The organism is Thioalkalivibrio sp. ALE17 (assembly GCF_000425605.1).
Classification (GTDB): Bacteria; Pseudomonadota; Gammaproteobacteria; order Ectothiorhodospirales; family Ectothiorhodospiraceae; genus Thioalkalivibrio.
Window position 1 is genome coordinate 33,933 of sequence record NZ_KE384405.1, and the last position, 15,424, is coordinate 49,356.

Annotated in this window: 14 protein-coding genes and 1 pseudogene; 4 read left to right on the forward strand and 11 right to left on the reverse strand. The window is 69.2% G+C overall.

The features are described from left to right. Nucleotides 1–140 precede the first annotated feature (140 nt). From H609_RS0112465 to epmB, 3 genes are all read right to left on the reverse strand, one after another. Nucleotides 141–2,213, reverse strand: coding sequence for an EAL domain-containing protein (locus H609_RS0112465; RefSeq protein WP_018882470.1), 2,073 nt, complete (start codon nt 2,211–2,213; stop codon nt 141–143). Beyond that, on the reverse strand, nt 2,210–4,102 hold the full coding sequence (locus H609_RS0112470) for a hypothetical protein (protein WP_018879934.1): 1,893 nt from the start codon (nt 4,100–4,102) through the stop codon (nt 2,210–2,212). Before H609_RS0112470 ends, H609_RS0112465 begins: the two co-directional genes overlap by 4 nt. Nucleotides 4,103–4,236: 134 nt before the next feature. After that, nucleotides 4,237–5,265, reverse strand: a complete 1,029-nt coding sequence (gene epmB, locus H609_RS0112475) for an EF-P beta-lysylation protein EpmB (RefSeq protein ID WP_028485072.1) — start codon at nt 5,263–5,265, stop codon at nt 4,237–4,239. Nucleotides 5,266–5,342: 77 nt separating this feature from the next. On the opposite strand from epmB, the gene efp reads away from it, so the two are divergent. The 3 genes from efp (at nt 5,343) to dacB (ending at nt 8,462) form a co-directional block, all read left to right on the forward strand. After that, nucleotides 5,343–5,906: an elongation factor P gene (gene efp / locus H609_RS0112480; protein ID WP_026279163.1), complete on the forward strand. Its 564-nt coding sequence runs from the start codon at nt 5,343–5,345 to the stop codon at nt 5,904–5,906. Between the two features lie 24 nt (nt 5,907–5,930). Then, nucleotides 5,931–6,896, forward strand: coding sequence for an EF-P lysine aminoacylase EpmA (gene epmA / locus H609_RS0112485; protein ID WP_018879931.1), 966 nt, complete (start codon nt 5,931–5,933; stop codon nt 6,894–6,896). Between the two features lie 156 nt (nt 6,897–7,052). Beyond that, complete coding sequence (gene dacB, locus H609_RS0112490; RefSeq protein ID WP_028485073.1) at nt 7,053–8,462, forward strand: D-alanyl-D-alanine carboxypeptidase/D-alanyl-D-alanine-endopeptidase; 1,410 nt, start codon at nt 7,053–7,055, stop codon at nt 8,460–8,462. A 223-nt stretch (nt 8,463–8,685) separates the two neighbouring features. On the opposite strand, the gene H609_RS0112495 is transcribed toward dacB, so the two are convergent. Both H609_RS0112495 and H609_RS0112500 read right to left on the reverse strand, forming a co-directional pair. Further along, a complete protein-coding gene (locus tag H609_RS0112495) occupies nt 8,686–9,315 on the reverse strand; it encodes a hypothetical protein (RefSeq protein ID WP_019584109.1) in 630 nt (209 codons plus the stop codon). A 6-nt stretch (nt 9,316–9,321) separates the two neighbouring features. Continuing rightward, nucleotides 9,322–9,873 carry a hypothetical protein gene (locus H609_RS0112500; RefSeq protein ID WP_018879928.1) on the reverse strand — a complete coding sequence of 184 codons (552 nt, stop codon included), beginning with the start codon at nt 9,871–9,873 and terminating at the stop codon, nt 9,322–9,324. Nucleotides 9,874–9,979: 106 nt separating this feature from the next. Between H609_RS0112500 and H609_RS0112505 the strand changes: the two genes are divergently transcribed. Next, the gene (locus H609_RS0112505; RefSeq protein ID WP_026279162.1) at nt 9,980–10,453 is read left to right on the forward strand and encodes a YhcB family protein; all 474 of its coding nucleotides are present in this window, start codon (nt 9,980–9,982) and stop codon (nt 10,451–10,453) included. Between the two features lie 274 nt (nt 10,454–10,727). Here the strand turns inward: H609_RS0112505 and H609_RS0112510 are convergent, their stop codons facing one another. The 6 genes and pseudogenes from H609_RS0112510 to H609_RS13475 form a co-directional block, all read right to left on the reverse strand. Continuing rightward, the gene (locus H609_RS0112510; RefSeq protein ID WP_018865756.1) at nt 10,728–11,123 is read right to left on the reverse strand and encodes a hypothetical protein; all 396 of its coding nucleotides are present in this window, start codon (nt 11,121–11,123) and stop codon (nt 10,728–10,730) included. Between the two features lie 359 nt (nt 11,124–11,482). Continuing rightward, on the reverse strand, nt 11,483–12,211 hold the full coding sequence (locus tag H609_RS0112515; protein ID WP_028485074.1) for a glycosyltransferase family 2 protein: 729 nt from the start codon (nt 12,209–12,211) through the stop codon (nt 11,483–11,485). Between the two features lie 7 nt (nt 12,212–12,218). Continuing rightward, nucleotides 12,219–12,941 carry a 3-oxoacyl-ACP reductase FabG gene (fabG, locus tag H609_RS0112520; protein WP_028485075.1) on the reverse strand — a complete coding sequence of 241 codons (723 nt, stop codon included), beginning with the start codon at nt 12,939–12,941 and terminating at the stop codon, nt 12,219–12,221. Then, the gene (locus H609_RS0112525) at nt 12,938–13,399 is read right to left on the reverse strand and encodes a hypothetical protein (protein WP_019584111.1); all 462 of its coding nucleotides are present in this window, start codon (nt 13,397–13,399) and stop codon (nt 12,938–12,940) included. The genes fabG and H609_RS0112525 overlap by 4 nt, the downstream gene beginning before the upstream one ends. A gap of 31 nt (nt 13,400–13,430) precedes the next feature. Beyond that, nucleotides 13,431–14,210 carry a beta-ketoacyl synthase chain length factor gene (locus tag H609_RS0112530; RefSeq protein ID WP_028485076.1) on the reverse strand — a complete coding sequence of 260 codons (780 nt, stop codon included), beginning with the start codon at nt 14,208–14,210 and terminating at the stop codon, nt 13,431–13,433. Continuing rightward, nucleotides 14,207–15,405, reverse strand: a pseudogene (locus H609_RS13475) (beta-ketoacyl-ACP synthase). Before H609_RS13475 ends, H609_RS0112530 begins: the two are co-directional and overlap by 4 nt. Nucleotides 15,406–15,424: the final 19 nt, after the last annotated feature.

Here is a 15,424-nt window from a genome sequence, read left to right on the forward strand (position 1 = left end):
CGCCACGACTCGCCCTATGTTCAAGAACCCGCACAGGATGTTCTTCGTGCCTTCGTGTGCTTCGTGGTGAACAGTCCATTGCCCTTCTCCGTGTTCTCTGTGCGCTCAGTGGTGAAAAATGGAGTGAGGGCGCGCGGGGCTCAGGTCGAGGCGAAGTCGAAGGTGGGGGCCGGCATCGGCGCCTGCAGGAAGTAACCCTGCACGAGGTTGACGTTCAGGCTGTAGAGCACGGCGAGCACACTGGCGTCCTCGACATACGGCACGATCACCTGCTTGCCCTTGGCGTGCGCGGCCTCGGTATGCTCGCGGATCAGCTGCTGGTTTTCCTCGCTTTCGGCCAGGTTCTTCACGTAGGACGGGTCCAGCTTGATGTGGTCCGCCTCCAGGTGCTGCAGCAGCTGGAACGGGTTCAGGCCGTTGCCGAAGTCGTCGATGCACAGGTGGCCGTGCATCTCCTGCAGGCCCCGGGCCACGTGGATCGCCGGCTTCAGGTGGGTTACCACGGTGGGTTCCTTCAGCTCCACCACCACGTTGTCGGCGGGGATGCGCAGGGCGTGCAGGTCGTCGTGCAGCCAGCTGACCACCGAGGGATCGCCGAGCGAGCCATTGGTCAGCTTGAGGAAGAACTGGGTACCGGGGTCCTTCTTCAGCTGTTCCGCGAGGACGCCCAGGGCGGTCTTCAGGATCCAGCGGTCGATGGGCTGGGCCATCTCCGTGCGCTCGGCGCTGGGCAGGAAGGCCTCCGGTTCGTGGATATGACCCTCGGCATCGCGCAGCCGCACGAACACCGAATAGCGCGCCCGGTCGGCCCCGTGCAGGTTCACGATCGGTTGGTACAGCAGCTCCAGACGGTCGTGATCGAGGGCGTCCTGGATGCGTAGCCGCCATTGCTGGTCGGCCTGTGCCTGGGTCATCTCGCCCTCGGCCGGGCGGAAGAAGCAGTGGGTCCCGCCGCCGGCTTCCACCGCTTCCTGCAGTGCGCGGTCGGCCTGCGACAGTAGCTCCTCGGTATCCACCGCAGTCTCGTCGGCGATCACGATGCCGGCGGACAGGGTGCAGTTGGTGGAGGCGTTGCCGAGCTCGAACACGCGCCCGGTGACCGCCTTCATCAGACCGTGGACGCGGCTCTCCACCTCGTTGCGGCGGGTATCCGGCACCAGGATGCCGAAGTGCTCGGCCTCCAGGCGCGCGGTGATGGCCGGCTCGGGGAACTGGTCCTCGATCAGCTTGCCGATGTCGGCCAGCAGCAGGTCGCTGGCGGACATCCCGACGTTGGCGCGAATTTCCGCGAAGCGGTCCACCGCCAGCGTGATCAGGGCGAAGGGCTTCTCCGACTGCGCGGCCTGGCCCTGCGCGGTCTCGATCATGCCGGTGAAGTGCTGGCGGTTGTAGAGGCCGGTGACCAGATCGCGCTGCGACAGGTAATCGATCTTCTCCGCCAGTTCCGGATCCTCCTGGGCCGAATCCAGCAGGACCTGAGTGCAGGCCTCGCCCTCGACGCTGGCGGTGGACAGGCGCAGGTTGGCCTCGAACGGAGTGCCGTCGAAGGCCTGCAGCTGGAAGGCCTGATGGGTCTGTTCGCCCTCCTCGCCGTTCTGGAAGCGTCGCAGCAGGCCCTTCAGTTCGTCGCGGCTCTCCGGCGCGACCAGATCCATCAGCGGCAGGCCGTCAACGTCCTCCGGGTCGCCGATGCCGAAGCGTTCGCGCCAGGAGGCGTTGGCGTAGATGTGCATGCCCTCGTGGACGTAGGCGATGGCGTCGCGCGAGTTGTCCAGCAACAGCTGGCAGCGGCGCTCGGACTCCTGCAGCGACGCGTCCATGCGACCCAGTCGCTGGCGCAGCTGGAACTGTTCGGCGGCGCGAATGGTGAGGAGGCTGGCCAGTTCGTGCAGTTCGTGATCCACCACCGCGTACGCACCGGCCTCGTAGTCATCCACGCGTTCAGCTTCCGGGCGTTCGGTCAGGATCACGACCGGGATCCGCCGGCCGGAGGCATGCTGGGCCTCGTCCACGTGCTCGCGGGCCAGGCTCAGGCCGGGTTCGATCAGTACGATCACGTCGAAGCGCCGGTTCTCCAGCGCCTCGGCGAGGGCGTCGGTGGTCGAAACCTGCTCCGGGCGGATCGCACTGCCGCGGGTTCGGATGCTGCTGATGACCTCTTCCGCCCGGTTCGGATTGCTGGTAACGAAGAGGGTACGAATGGTCTCGTTCATGGGGCCTGGTCGTCGCGGTTGCGGGTGGTGAGGGACAGTCCGTTGTCATTCGCGAGGCCGGGGTCCGCCTCCGTGCCGGGGGATTCCGCGGTCGGGCTGCCGACCTCGAGCGCAGTCATGCGGCAGCCCACCTCGGTGAACAGGGTAGTCCCCGTGCGCTCGCTGTCCAGTTCCAGAACGCGGGCGCGGTCGTTCAGCCAGCAGACCACCCGTTTTTCGTGGTCGAAGACCTGGGCCGGCAGAAACAGGGCGGCCCCGTCGGCATCCGTTCGTTGTGGCGCAAACAGGCCCGGCTGCGGGACCCCGGCGGCGACCCCGTTGCGAAAATCCTGGATCTGCATGGGGAGGCAGCGATTGGCAAGAAACTCCACGCCGATGCTGATGCGTTCGCCGACCTGATCGTCGAAGCGAATCCAGCGCAGCACCCCGACCGTCCAGCGGTGGCCGTCCACGGCGCGCAGCCCGACCAGGTCGCCGATCAACAAGGGCTGCTGTGGTGCGTCCAGGCACAGGCGGACGCCCCCCGCGCCGATGTCGTCCACCTGCCAGTGTTCCGGCGGATGGCGCTTGGTGATGGGCCCTGTCGGTTCGTCGTGGCCGGCGATCTCGAGGCCGCGCCCGACGTCTTCCCAGGCGGTCGCGGCGGGGCCGGGGGTGTCGTCCGCGAGCGGCCGGAGATCGCTGTCGCGACCGGCGGCGGGCGGGCTGTCGACCAGGGCGAGATCCGACCCCCGCAGTGCCGCGGGCGACATCTCGAAGACGCTGACGCCGCGATCACGCTGCTGCACGGACTTCAGGCCGGCCTCGCCGTTCTCGTCCGTGTCGAGTTCCCGGGCGCCGGCGTCACGGCGACGCTCCATCTCCGCCAGCAGAAAGTCATGGATGCGTTCCAGTCCCATGACGCAGACCTGCTGCAGGTCGCCCGCGCGCTCGCGACTGTGCCGCCGGGTGGGCAGGTGCGACCATAGGCGCAGGAGATGCTCGGCCAGGGCCTGTGCATTGCCGGTCTGCACCGGCTCGAGGTTTTCCGGGGCGTCGCGCAGTGCGGCCAGGGCCGGGCCCAGCTCCACGAAGCAGGCCAGGTCGCCGGCGGGCTGGTCGCGCAGGACCAGTCCCGGCGCGTGGTCGCGCTCGAGCTCGCAGCGCAGCACCGGCAGGTCGGGATGCGGGTCCGGGTCGGGAGCGGCGGTGCAGGTCAGCGCGATCGCGTTGATCCAGCGAACCAGCAAGTCCATCTCGCCCATCTTCAGGGCGTTCGGGTCGGTACTTCCCAGCACCATGAGGCGCGCGCTCATGGCCTCGATGCGGTCCGTATCCAGCGGCCCGAAGCGCTGGTCGGTGGCGGGGCCGTGGTCGGCGATGTGCTGGGTCCGTGCCAGGCGCAGCAGGTCGTAGACTTGCTGCCAGTGACCGGAGGGCAGGTTCTGATACAGCCGCCAGTGGTGCACGGCGAGCGCGCCCAGCAGCGCGACGGCGGCCTGCAGGGGCGCGGTCAGGCGTTCCGCGTGCCGGGTGTCGTCGGCGTCGATGCGCTCCCGGACCACCAGCAGTTCGGCCTGGAGCAGAGCGCGCAGGGCGCTGCCGAGGACCTCGGCACGATCGCGGCTGCGGCGCCCCAGTGGCAGGGGGCGCTGGCGCAGCAGGCGCTCCAGCACGGGGAACAGGGGCAGGAGGTGGTCCTCCAGTATGCGCACCAGGCTGGCGCGAACCCCGGGCTGCAGCGCGATCTGGTTGAGCCCTTCGAGGGCCTCGCCGAGTTGCTGCATGCCGAGCTCGGGCTCGCTGCCGGGCAGTTCCGCGCACCAGGCCCGCAGGGCCTGCGGCGTCCGGTGCGGGAAGCTGGCAGGGCCGGCCGGTTGGGCGGGCAGCTCGGGCAGGGCGTGCAGCATGGGCGTGTCCAGTGGTCGCTGGGCCGGTTGCGTGGGACTCTCCGGAGGGCGCGTTCACGCCCCGGGTCTGGCGCTACTGTAGCAGCAAACCGTGTTTTTGGTGTGGGAGGCGTCGGCCTTTGCTCACGCCCGGCCTACGGGGCTTGCAGGGTCTTCCCGGATGCACCCGGGATCTCGCGCGCCAGGCGTGGAACCAGGTAGCCCGGCAGCCGCGCATGGAGGGCCCGGTGGAGTTCTTGTGCGCGGCGATCCGAAACCTCGAAATGGGCCGTGCCGCGGGTGCGGTCGAGCTGGTGCAGGTAGTAGGGCAGGACGCCCAGGCGGAAGCCGGCCTCCTGCAGTTCGATCAGGGTGGCGGCATCGTCGTTGATCCCGGCCAGCAGGACCGCCTGGTTGAGCAGCGTGACGCCGGCGGCGCGCAGGCGGACGAGTGCCGCGTCGGCCGGGGCGGCGAATTCGCGCGGGTGGTTCGCGTGCAGCACCAGGATGTGTTGCAGCCGCCCCTGACCGAGCCAATCCAGCAGGCGGTCGTCGACCCGCTCCGGCAGGACGACCGGCAGGCGCGAATGGATGCGCAGGCGTTCCAGGTGCGGGATGGCGTCCAGCCGCTGGGCCAGTCGGGCCAGGCGGGTATCGGAGAGGCTCAGCGGATCGCCGCCGCTGAGGATGACCTCGCGGATGTCCGGATGCGCCGCGATGTACTCCAGCGCGGGCGCCCAGTCATCCCGGGCCGGATTGTGCTCGGCATAGTCGAATTCGCGGCGAAAGCAGTACCGGCAGTGGATGGCGCAGGCCCCGGTGGTCAGCAGCAGCACGCGGCCGTGGTACTTGTGCACCACTCCGGGTGCGGCCAGGGCGTCGTGATCGCCGACCGGGTCGCTGACGAAGCCCGGGGCCTCCAGGGCCTCGCGGGCATCCGGGAGGGCCTGCAGCAGCAGCGGGTCGCGCGGGTCCCCCGGGCGCACGCGCGCCAGGTAGCTCTCCGGGATGCGGGTGCGAAACAGTCGGTGCCCGGTCTGCATGCCCGGCAGGTCGTCGAGCGGCAACCCGAGGCGTGCGGCGAGGGCCTCGGGATCGGCGACCGCGCGCGCCAGCGCCTGCTGCCAGGCCGGCGTGGCACGCGGCGCGGGTGGCTGGGTTCCGCGCGGCTCGCGCGTTATCATGACGGGCTTTGTGGGCATGAATCGTTTCCGGACGGGGCGGTATGCCCGCGCCACGCATCATCGAGGAACAGCACGCAATGGCAACCTACAGTACCAACGAATTCAAGGCCGGTCTCAAGCTACTGCTGGACGGCGATCCGCAGGCCATCGTGGAAAACGAGTTCGTCAAGCCGGGCAAGGGCCAGGCCTTCAACCGGGTCAAGCTGCGCAATCTGCGTACGGGCCGGGTGCTGGAGAAGACCTTCAAGTCCGGCGAGTCGGTGGAGGCGGCCGACGTGATGGACACCGAGATGCAGTATCTCTACAACGATGGCGAGTTCTGGCACTTCATGGTGCCGGACACCTTCGAGCAGTATGCCGTGAGCGAGGCCGCGCTGGGCGATTCCGGGCAGTGGCTGAAGGAGCAGGATATCTGCACCGTGACCCTGTGGAACGGCGAGCCGCTGTCGGTGGTGTCGCCGGCCTTCACCGAGCTGAAGATTACCCAGTGCGATCCGGGCGTGCGCGGCGATACCGCTCAGGGCGGTACCAAGCCGGCGACCCTGGAGACCGGTGCGGTGGTCAAGGTCCCGCTGTTCGTCGAGGAAGGCGAGACCGTGAAGGTCGACACCCGCAACGGCGAATACGTCTCCCGCGTCTGATCGCATCTGCCCCCGGGTTCGGAGGTGAGTGACTGGCGGCCGGGCGCGGCGCCGGCCCGGGCGGCGCGGGCCCGTCTGCTGGCGGGTCTGCGGGCCTTCTTCGCGGATCGCGGGGTGCTCGAGGTCGAGACCCCGATCCTGGGCCGGGGCGCCCCGCAGGATCCGATGCTGGAAAGCTGGGAGGCACGCGCCCCCGGCGGCGAGCAGGGCTACCTGCAGACCTCTCCGGAGTACCCGATGAAGCGCCTGCTCGCGGATGGGGCCCCGGATATCTACCAGATCGCCCGGGTCTTCCGGGGCGGCGAGTCCGGGCCGCGCCACAACCCGGAATTTACCCTGCTGGAGTGGTATCGCCACCGGCTGGACCATCGGGACCTGGCGCGCGAGGTGGTTGCCCTGATCGCGGATCAGGCCGCGCAATCCCGCGAGTGGCACGCGCCCCGCGGCTGCGTGGTGATCCCCTATGCCGAGCTGTTCCGGTCGACCCTCGGGCTGGACCCGGCCGCCGCGGAGGCCAAGGAGCTGGAACGGGCCGCGGCGGCCCGCGGGCTCGCGGTGGCGGGCGAGCTTGACCGGGATGGCTGGCTGGATGCGCTGATCAGCCTGGTGATTGCCCCGGGCTTCCCGCCGGACCGGCTGACCGTCGTGGTCGACTATCCGGAGAGCCAGGCCGTGCTGGCGCGTCCCTGTCCGGAATCCCCGGGGTATGCCGCGCGCTTCGAGTTGTACTGGGGCGACCTGGAGCTGGCCAACGGCTATCACGAACTGACCGATCCCGAGCTGTTTCGCCGCCGCCGCGAACGCGATATCGCCATCCGGCGTGCGCGCGGACAGCCCCTGCCGCCCCCCGATGACTACCTGGAGGCGGCGCTGGACGCCGGACTGCCCGACTGCGCCGGGGTGGCCCTGGGTGTGGACCGGCTGCTGATGCGGTTGCTGGGGGTTTCCAGCCTCGATCAGGTACTCGATTTTCCCTGGTCGAGAGCGTGACGCGAAGGGCTTGTCCCGGCCGGGGTGCCGGCACACTATAGGGACTGTTGCCCCGCACGTTTGCAGGATGGTCGGACCCCTATGCCCCCTCGTCTTTTTGCGCGCCGCCCAGGCCCCCTTCCGGTTCGTTCCGGGTGGGCTATTGCCCTCTGTCTGATGCTGTCACTCTGGCTTGCGCCGCTGATGGCGCAGGCACAGTTCGAACACCTCCCGCAGCCGCTGCAGCGGGCGATCGAGAGTCAGCGCCTGCCGCCGGAAAATGTCGGTCTCTGGGTCCAGCGGATGTCGGACGGGGCGGTGCTCGCGCGCCTGAACGCCGATCAGCCGTACAACCCGGCGTCGACCATGAAACTGGCCACCTCGCTGGCGGCCCTGAACGAGCTGGGCCCGGACTACACCTGGACCACCGAGGTCTGGGCGACGCGCCCGGTGCGCGGCGGCGTGTTGGCGGGAGACCTGGTGATCCGCGGCACGGGCGATCCCGGCATGGTCAGCGAGGAACACTGGCGTATGCTGGGGCAGCTGCGCCAGACCGGCCTGCGTCGTATCGAGGGCAACGTGATCCTCGACGCCTCGCATTTCGAACTGCCATCCGGGGACCCTGCCGCCTTCAACGACCAGCCGCTGCGGGCCTACAACCAGCTGCCCTATGCCCTGCATGTGAACGCCAACGCGCAGCGCTTTCGCGTGCGACCGGAGCGGCACGGGAACGGGATCGACGTGACGGTGGATCCGCCCCTGCCGGGGTTGGATGTCGTCAATCGCCTGCAGCCGACGCGGGGCAGCTGCGGCGCCTGGCAGCGCGGGATCCGTTTCGATGCCGATCCCGAGGCGCAGCGCGTGACCCTGGCCGGCGAATACCCGGTGAATTGTGGCGACTATGAACTGCTGCGCTCGGTGCTCGCGCCGGAGGCCAACCATGCCGAGATGTTCCGCCTGCATTGGTCGCAGTGGGGCGGCGAGCTGACCGGGGACATCCGCCCCGGCGTGCTGCCGGTGCTGTACGACGAACCGATCCTGCGCCACACCTCGCGCCCGTTGTCGGATCTGATCCGGGTCTCCAACAAGTGGAGCTCCAACGTGATGACCCGGCATCTGCTGCTGACCCTGGGGGCGCGTCACTTCACCCCGCCGGCGACGCTGGAAAAGGGGCAGCAGGCCCTGCTGGAGTCCCTGCGCGGGCTGGACGTCGATGTTGCGGGTATGGTGGTCGACAACGGTTCGGGCCTGAGCCGCGACTCGCGGATGACCTCACGCCAGCTGGGCCGCATCCTGGAGGCGGGCTGGCAGCACCCGCACCGGCCCGAGTTCCAGTCCTCGCTGGCCCTGGCCGGGCTGGACGGGACCCTGCGCAACCGCTTCCGTAACGGCAGCCAGCGCGATCTGCGCGGGCGGATGCATCTGAAGACCGGGCATCTCAACGAGGTGTCCGCGGTGGCCGGCTATGTACGGACGCGGGGTGGCGATGACCTGGCGGTGGTGGTGCTGGTCAACGATCCACGCGCCCACCGCGGCATGGGGCGCAACCTGCAGGACGCCGTCCTCGAGTGGGCCCACGACCTCTGACGGGTGCACCCAGTTTGTTCACCACGAAGCACACGAAGGCACGAAGAAACCCGCAAGAGCATTTACAGGAAGATGCGAAGGTCAGCAGGGGGCGAGAGGGTGCGCAATCCTTGTGGCTTGCGCAGCCTTTCAGGAGTCTTCCGATCTTCGCGTCTTCCTGTTGGCGCTTTCTGAATTTTCTTCGTGCCTACGTGTGCTTCGTGGTGAAAAGTGCCTTGCGAACTCAGGGGGACTCGGTCTGCCAGTTGGACAGGATCGGCGCGCGGGAGACCTCGACGTCCAGCGCCGTCAGCCAGCGCGCGACCATGCGATTGGAGTTGTTGCGCAGGGTGTAGGCCTCCGGATGCTCGACGAAGGCCATGTCCCATTCCGGCGAGGTCTTGCGTTCCTCGTATCCCGCTTGCCAGATGCCTTCCAGCTCGTCGCGCAGGACCTCGACCCGTGCCCCCGGAACCGTCAGCAGGTAAAAGTCCGCCAGTGGTACGCGAAGTTGCCCCAGCGTGGATGGCCCGAGCTCGTGGCCGGTCAGTACCTGGCGTCCGAGCGCGGCGCGGGTCGGTACGAGCAACCCGGAGATCCCCTGGAGCGGCCCGGTCCGGCGTTCGACATAGAAGACCCAGTCGCCGTAGGAGTAGCGCAGCCAGGCCCCCGGTCTCCCGGCTGGCAGGATCAGGCTGGAGTGTCGTCCATGGTCCAGCAGGGCCACGGTAACCGGGCCTTCCGGGTCGTCCGGTGGTTGCAGCGTCACGGCCGCGCAGCCCTGCAGCAGCCACAGACTGAGTACCGCAAGGAGCCAGGGCGGGAGGCGGAAGCGGCGCCGTAGCGGGGCCGCGTTGTCGCTGCGACGGCGCATGTCGGGTCAGTGGCGTTCGAGCTTGCCCAGTTCCGACAGGATGGACAGCACCAGCGATTCGCCTTGCGAGCCCATGCCGCGACACAGCACGTCGGGGTCGCGCTCGCCGTCCACCAGGCGCTTGGTAATGCCGCCCAGGCGGGCCATGTCGCCCCCGGCGCGGCTCATCTGCTCGGCCATCTGGGACAGCCAGTGCAGCGACTGGGCATCGCCGCGGGCGGCTCCGTGGATCATCTGCGCCAGTCCCGGGGCCGCCTGGGCCGGGTCTCCGCTTTGCTCCGGGTCGGGCAGGGTGGAGGGGTCCTGCAGCCCGTTCAGGATGGCCGTCAGGATCACCGTGTCCTCGTCGTCCAGACCCTGCAGCAGGGAAGGGTCGCGCTCGCCGTCGAGTACCCGGCGAATGCGCTGGATCAGTTCGCCCCAGCCAGCCTCGTGGGCCTGGTTCAGGACCGGCTCCAGCTCGCGGCGGGTTTCCGGGTTCTGGGTGGCCTGGACCACCAGGTTGATCAGGCCGGCCTGGGCCTGGCGGATCTGTTGCGCGTGTTGTGGATCGATCATGCGGGTCTTCCGGGTTCCTGGCTGTGTGGCGAGGTTAGCATGCCCGGAAGTGCGTTCGACCGGGGCCTGCGGCACAATGGCCCCTCCATTTGCAGAGGATGTCGTGGTGGAAGAGCAGACAGCAGTGGGGCTGTGGGTGGCCCTCGGGATCCTGGCCATCGTGATCGCCGCCCTGGTGGGTTTCTGGGTGGGGCGCGTGACCAGTGACGAACGCAAGCTGATCCGCGAGCTGGAAGAGGAACTGGATCGGCGCATGCAGGAACTGACGCGCTACCGCAGCCAGGTCAACGACCACTTCGACCGCACGGCCACGTTGTTCGCGACCATGGCCGGGTCCTACCGCGACCTCTATCACCACCTGGCCCAGAGCGCCGAGGAGCTGGCGGACAAACCGACCCGCGACCGCCTCGAGGACCGCGCCGGCCAGCTGCTGTCGCACATGACGCGCCGCGACTACGGGACCGGCCCGGGCGAGGCCGCCGGCGGCGCCAACGAATCGGACGCCCAGGACGACGAGCCCGCCGCCAAGGGTTCGGGGGAAGAGCCCCGCAAGCCGGACGACCGCCCGCGCCCCGACTGATCGCCGCTACTGAAAAAACCTGTTATCACCACGAAGCCCACGAAGGCACGAAGAAAAGCCGAGTAGCGCTCACAGGAAGACGCGAAGACGGGAAGGTGGCTCGCAAGGCAACGTACACATGGGTTGCGTGCCCTCGCAGTCCTTCCGACCTTCTCCCCTTCCTGTAGCGGTTCTTCAGAGCGGGTTTTCTTCGTGCCTTCGTGGGCTTCGTGGTGAACAAAGGCCCTTGCCCTTGGAGCCCTCCGCGCCGGGGTGTGCCCGACGCGGGGCGGGATCAGAGGGCGGAGATCTGGGCGCGGATCTGGTTGTCCAGGTTCTGGATCCAGTTGTTGTAGTTCGGGTGGATGTTGCCGTCTTCGTAGTTCAGGTTGGCGCTGTCCTTGTAGCGGATGCTGTATTCGCCCGCAGCGAACGGGATCTCCACCACGGCGACGTGGTCGCGCAGGCTGAGCCGGCCTTCCAGCAGCCCGGGCTCGGCCTCTTCCATGCGCCAGCCCAGCGAAGCCCCGGCGGTGCGGATCGCGCGTTCCATCTGCTCGGCGCTCGGACGGTCGCCGTCGACATTCGTGACCGTGGTATCGCTGATGTCCTGCACGGGAACCGTGCCGCGGCAGCCCGCCAGCGCGATCAGGGCGGCGAAGATGATCACCAGCAACGTCTTGGTATTCATAGTGTTTCCCTTAATGGATGCGCGGGGAGTGTAGACCTGCGGAAGCGTCGTTTCCAAGGGCACCGGGGCGTGCGTCTAGGGAGACGCTGATTGAATCGCACGTCCGCGCTCGAGTCGCTTTTGCGTGCGAACAAGGCGCGGTGACTGCCGTGCAGTCATTCTGCACAAGGGAACCGCAACGCCGTTCCCACGCAAAAGCGGCCGAGCCCCTGCTTTCAATGGCTTGTGGGGTTGGTGCCCCCTGTTCCCCGATCCTGCGTTGCGCCGCTTGCGGGTAGAACCACTACCCGCTGCACGACGCGCCTTGTCTCGGAAAACAGGGGGCACCAACGCGGACGTGCGATTCAATCAGCGTCTCCCTAACGGCGGATCACGCCCAGCGACCGCAGCAGCCCCAGCGGGCGCATTCCACGGCGCAGCAGGTGGCCGGCAACCATGGCGATGATCCGCAGGGTATCCGCGGTCGGCCGGTAGTGGCTGGGGCGGTGATTTTCCGGGTAGATGCAGCGTACCGGGACCACCCGGGCCGGGAATCCCAGGCGCTCGGCGACGATCAGGGCCTCGCTCTCGAACACGAACCCGCGGGTCCGGTGGTGGGCCAGGTTCAGGCGCCGCAGCAGGGCGGCCGGGTAGAGGCGGAAGCCGGATTGGGAATCCCGCAGCGGCTGTCCGGAGGCCCAGGCAATCCAGAAATCGGCCATGCGGTTACCGAACAGGCGCAGCGGCGGGGTGTGCTCGCGGCCCTTGAGGCGTGCGCCCAGGATCAGCCGGTTCGGCGTCTCGCGCCACGCGGCGACCAGCGCGGGGATCTCGGTGGTGTCGTGCTGGCCGTCGGCATCCAGGGTCACCACCGCGTCGGCGCCGGTGGCCAGGGCATGCTGCATCCCGGCCCACAGGGCGCCGGCCTTGCCACTGTTCTCGTCCATGCGCAGGACCTCGGCCTGATCCTCGATCAGGCGGGCGGTGGCGTCCTCGGAGCCGTCGTCCACCACGATCACCCGGTCCACCTGCGTGCGGGCGCCGGCCACCACCGCTTCGATGGTGGCCGCCTCGTTATGGGCGGGGATCAGGGCGACGACCGTGCTCATGGGCGCATCAGGCGAGGGCGCCGTTGACGCCGATCACCTGGCCGGAGACGTAACTGGCCGCGTCGCTGGCCAGGAAGCCGACCACGCCCGCGACCTCCTCGGGCCGGCCGGCGCGGCGCATCGGCACCAGATTGCGGATGTGTTCGGCATCGAAGCTGCCCTCGCTCATCGGGCTCTCGATGATGCCGGGGGCGACCGCGTTGGCGGTAATGCCGCGCGAGGCGACCTCCTGGGCCAGCGAGCGGATGGCGCCGTGCAGGCCGGCCTTGGCCGCCGCGTAATTGGTCTGGCCGCGATTGCCGATCTGCCCGGCTACCGAGGAGATCGCGATCACCCGGCCCCAGCGGGTGGTGATCATCGGCAGCAGCAGCGGCTGGGTCACGTTATAGAAGCCGTTGAGGCCGACATCGATCGGGCGGTCCCATTGTTCGCGGCGCATCCCGGCCAGTGGCGCGTCGTCGTGGATGCCGGCGTTGTGGACGAGGATCTGTACCGGCTGCTCGGCCGCGAGGGGTTCCAGCGTCTCGCGGCAGGCTCCCTCGTCGGTGATGTCGAACACCAGCACCCGGGACTCGCCGCCATCGGCCCGGATGGCATCGGCGGTCGCCTCGGCCGCGGCGGCGTTGCGATGGGCATGCAGGATGACCTCGTGGCCGGCCATGGCCAGGGCGTGGCCGATGGCGGCGCCGATGGCGCCACTGCCGCCGGTAATCAGGGCGCGTGCAGTCACGGGGTGTCCTCGTCGTCGGCGGGTTGCAGGATGACGGTCGCGCGGGCGCTCAGCACCGGCTGCGCGCCCGCGCTTACGCGCAGGTCGTAGATGGAGCTGTTGCGGTCCGACAGGATGCAGTCCGCGTGGATCTCCAGTGCCGCTCCCAGGCTGTCGAGGCGACGGGTCTGCAGCTGCAGATCCCGCACCGCCGCCAGATAGCCGGCGCGCGCCGGCCCGGCATCGGCCAGCAGGGCGCCGTGCACGGCCATGCCCTGGGCGCCGTATTCCAGCGCCGCCAGGGCATGCAGCCCGGCCTCGCCGCGCAGTGGGTTGGCCGGGTCGCGGTGGCTTTCGGCACGGCAATGGATGGTGGTGTCGGACCAGGCCTCCACCGTATCCAGCAGACACATTGCGCCGGCATGCGGCAGCAGCCGGCAGATGGCCTCGTGATCCAGGGTCTCGGGTCGGGATGACATGCGCGGGATCTTCCTGATCCGGGCGGATGGTTCAGGGCCCGACCCGGATGTTCAGGGACCGACCCAGCGGCGCCTCAAGCGTAACATTTCCGGGCGTTCCCCGGACCAGCCGTTCCAGCAGGGGCAGGGCGCGCGCGGCCGGATTGCTCCCGCGCAGCGCCTCCAGGTTATCACTGTGGCAGGGGTCGGCCGCGGCCGGCCCTCCGAGGTCGAGCTGCAGCTGCCAGGGTGCGCCGTCCACCGGGCCCAGGCGCAGGGCCACGGCAAAGGGGTGATGGATGGGCCGGACGTGGATGAAGCTGTCCATGGACGGCACGTCGTAGCAGGCCAGCAGGACGTCGCCGCCCTCGTCCAGCTGCAGTGTCACGGCCTCCAGCAGCCCCGCGGCCAGGCTGGCGTTGTAGCCGGACAGCGCCGTGGCCGGCGCCGGGTTGCGGGTCGCGATCGACCAGTTGCCGGCCGGGGCATTGTGCACCGAGTTGTGAAACTGCACCGGCGACACTACCGGCTCCGGCTGGGTCAGGGCATCGCAGATGCGGTCGATGATGTCCATGTCGCCGGAGGATGACGCGAACACGCTGCGCAGCCGGCTGCGATCGGCCCCTTCGGTGGCCTCTTCCGCGACCTTCAGGGCGAGGCGGATGGTGGCGGTGGTGCGTCGGCGCTCGTTGGCCGGAAGCAGCCCGGGCGGAGGGACGTGGACCTCGCGGCTCGCCAGTGGGGTCTCGCCGGCCAGCACGGGGCGGGCACTGTCGAAGTCGTCCAGTCCCGGGCCCAGCAGCCCCACGGCATGGAGTCCAATGGCCTTCATGGTGCGGCCTCCAGCAGCAGGCTGCAGTTGTTGCCGCCAAAGCCGAAGGCATTCACCAGTACCCGTTGTACCAGGCGCGGTTCCGCCTCGCCGCGGGCCTCGAGGTCCAGTTGCGGATCCAGCATCTTCAGGCCGGCCGTGGGTGGCACAAAGCCGCCGTCCAGACTGGCCAGGGCCTGGGCCACGCCCACCGCGCCGGCGGCGCCCAGGGTGTGTCCGGTCAGACCCTTGGTGCCCACGGCGCGCGGGCGCGGCCCCAGGCTGCGCACCAGGGCGCGGGCCTCGGCGCCATCGTTGGCCGGGGTTGCGGTGGCATGCATCAGCACGTAGTCGATCTCGTCGCCCCGCCGTCCGCCGCGTTCCAGCGCCTGTTGCAAGGCGGTCGCGGCCCCCAGGCCCTCGGGGTGCGGGGCGGACATGTGGTGGGCGTCGCTGGATTCGCCGTGACCGGTCAGCCGTGGTCCCGTGGTATCCGGCGAGGGGCGTTCCAGCAGGAAGAAGCCGGCGGCCTCGCCAATCGAGATCCCGGCGCGGTCGCGGTCCAGCGGGGTGCAGGGCTGCGCGGCCACCAGTTGCAGGGCATTGAAGCCATACAGCGTCATGCCGCACAGGCTGTCGACACCGCCGACCACGGCCGCGTCGCAAAGCCCCGCGGCCATGTAGCGACGGGCATCGGCGAAGACCTTGGCGCTGGACGAGCAGGCGGTGGAGACCACCAGGGCCGGCCCCGACAGGCCGAAGCGGGTGGCGACGAAATCGGCCAGCGAGAACATGTTCTGGGTGTGCTGGTAGTCGTAATCCGGGGGCAGGGCCCCGGTCTGCGGGTCGCGCCGGTGGTAGGCGGCCTCGGTGGCGGCGATGCCCGAGGTGCTGGTGCCCAGCTGGTGCCCAGCAGCACGGCCACCCGGTCGGCGCCGTAGCGCGCAACGGCGGCCGCCACCGCGTCGGCAAAGCCATCCTGGCGCAGGCCCAGTTCGGCGAGCTGGTTGTTGCGGCACTGAAACGGGGCGAGCTCGCCTTCCAGGGTGATGGCCTCCACGCCGGGCACGCGGCCGATGTGGGTGTCCAGACTCACGCTTTCCAGATCGCAGGGGCGCAGCCCGCTGACCCCGTTGCGCAGGGACTCGGCGTTGGCGGCGATCCCGGTTCCGGCAGCGCTTGTCAGGGTGTGGGCGGTGATGACCAGTGGGTCCATGGGGCGTGTTCTGTGGATA

Bases quoted from the DNA above. Each gene is read 5' to 3' on its own strand.
- H609_RS0112465 (WP_018882470.1), bottom strand. From the start codon at position 2,213: ATGAACGAGACCATTCGTACCCTCTTCGTTACCAGCAATCCGAACCGG.
- H609_RS0112470 (WP_018879934.1), bottom strand. From the start codon at position 4,102: ATGCTGCACGCCCTGCCCGAGCTGCCCGCCCAACCGGCCGGCCCTGCC.
- epmB (WP_028485072.1), bottom strand. From the start codon at position 5,265: ATGATAACGCGCGAGCCGCGCGGAACCCAGCCACCCGCGCCGCGTGCC.
- dacB (WP_028485073.1), top strand. From the start codon at position 7,053: ATGCTGTCACTCTGGCTTGCGCCGCTGATGGCGCAGGCACAGTTCGAA.
- efp (WP_026279163.1), top strand. From the start codon at position 5,343: ATGGCAACCTACAGTACCAACGAATTCAAGGCCGGTCTCAAGCTACTG.
- H609_RS0112515 (WP_028485074.1), bottom strand. From the start codon at position 12,211: ATGAGCACGGTCGTCGCCCTGATCCCCGCCCATAACGAGGCGGCCACC.
- H609_RS0112525 (WP_019584111.1), bottom strand. From the start codon at position 13,399: ATGTCATCCCGACCCGAGACCCTGGATCACGAGGCCATCTGCCGGCTG.
- H609_RS0112495 (WP_019584109.1), bottom strand. From the start codon at position 9,315: ATGCGCCGTCGCAGCGACAACGCGGCCCCGCTACGGCGCCGCTTCCGC.
- H609_RS0112500 (WP_018879928.1), bottom strand. From the start codon at position 9,873: ATGATCGATCCACAACACGCGCAACAGATCCGCCAGGCCCAGGCCGGC.
- H609_RS0112530 (WP_028485076.1), bottom strand. From the start codon at position 14,210: ATGAAGGCCATTGGACTCCATGCCGTGGGGCTGCTGGGCCCGGGACTG.
- H609_RS0112510 (WP_018865756.1), bottom strand. From the start codon at position 11,123: ATGAATACCAAGACGTTGCTGGTGATCATCTTCGCCGCCCTGATCGCG.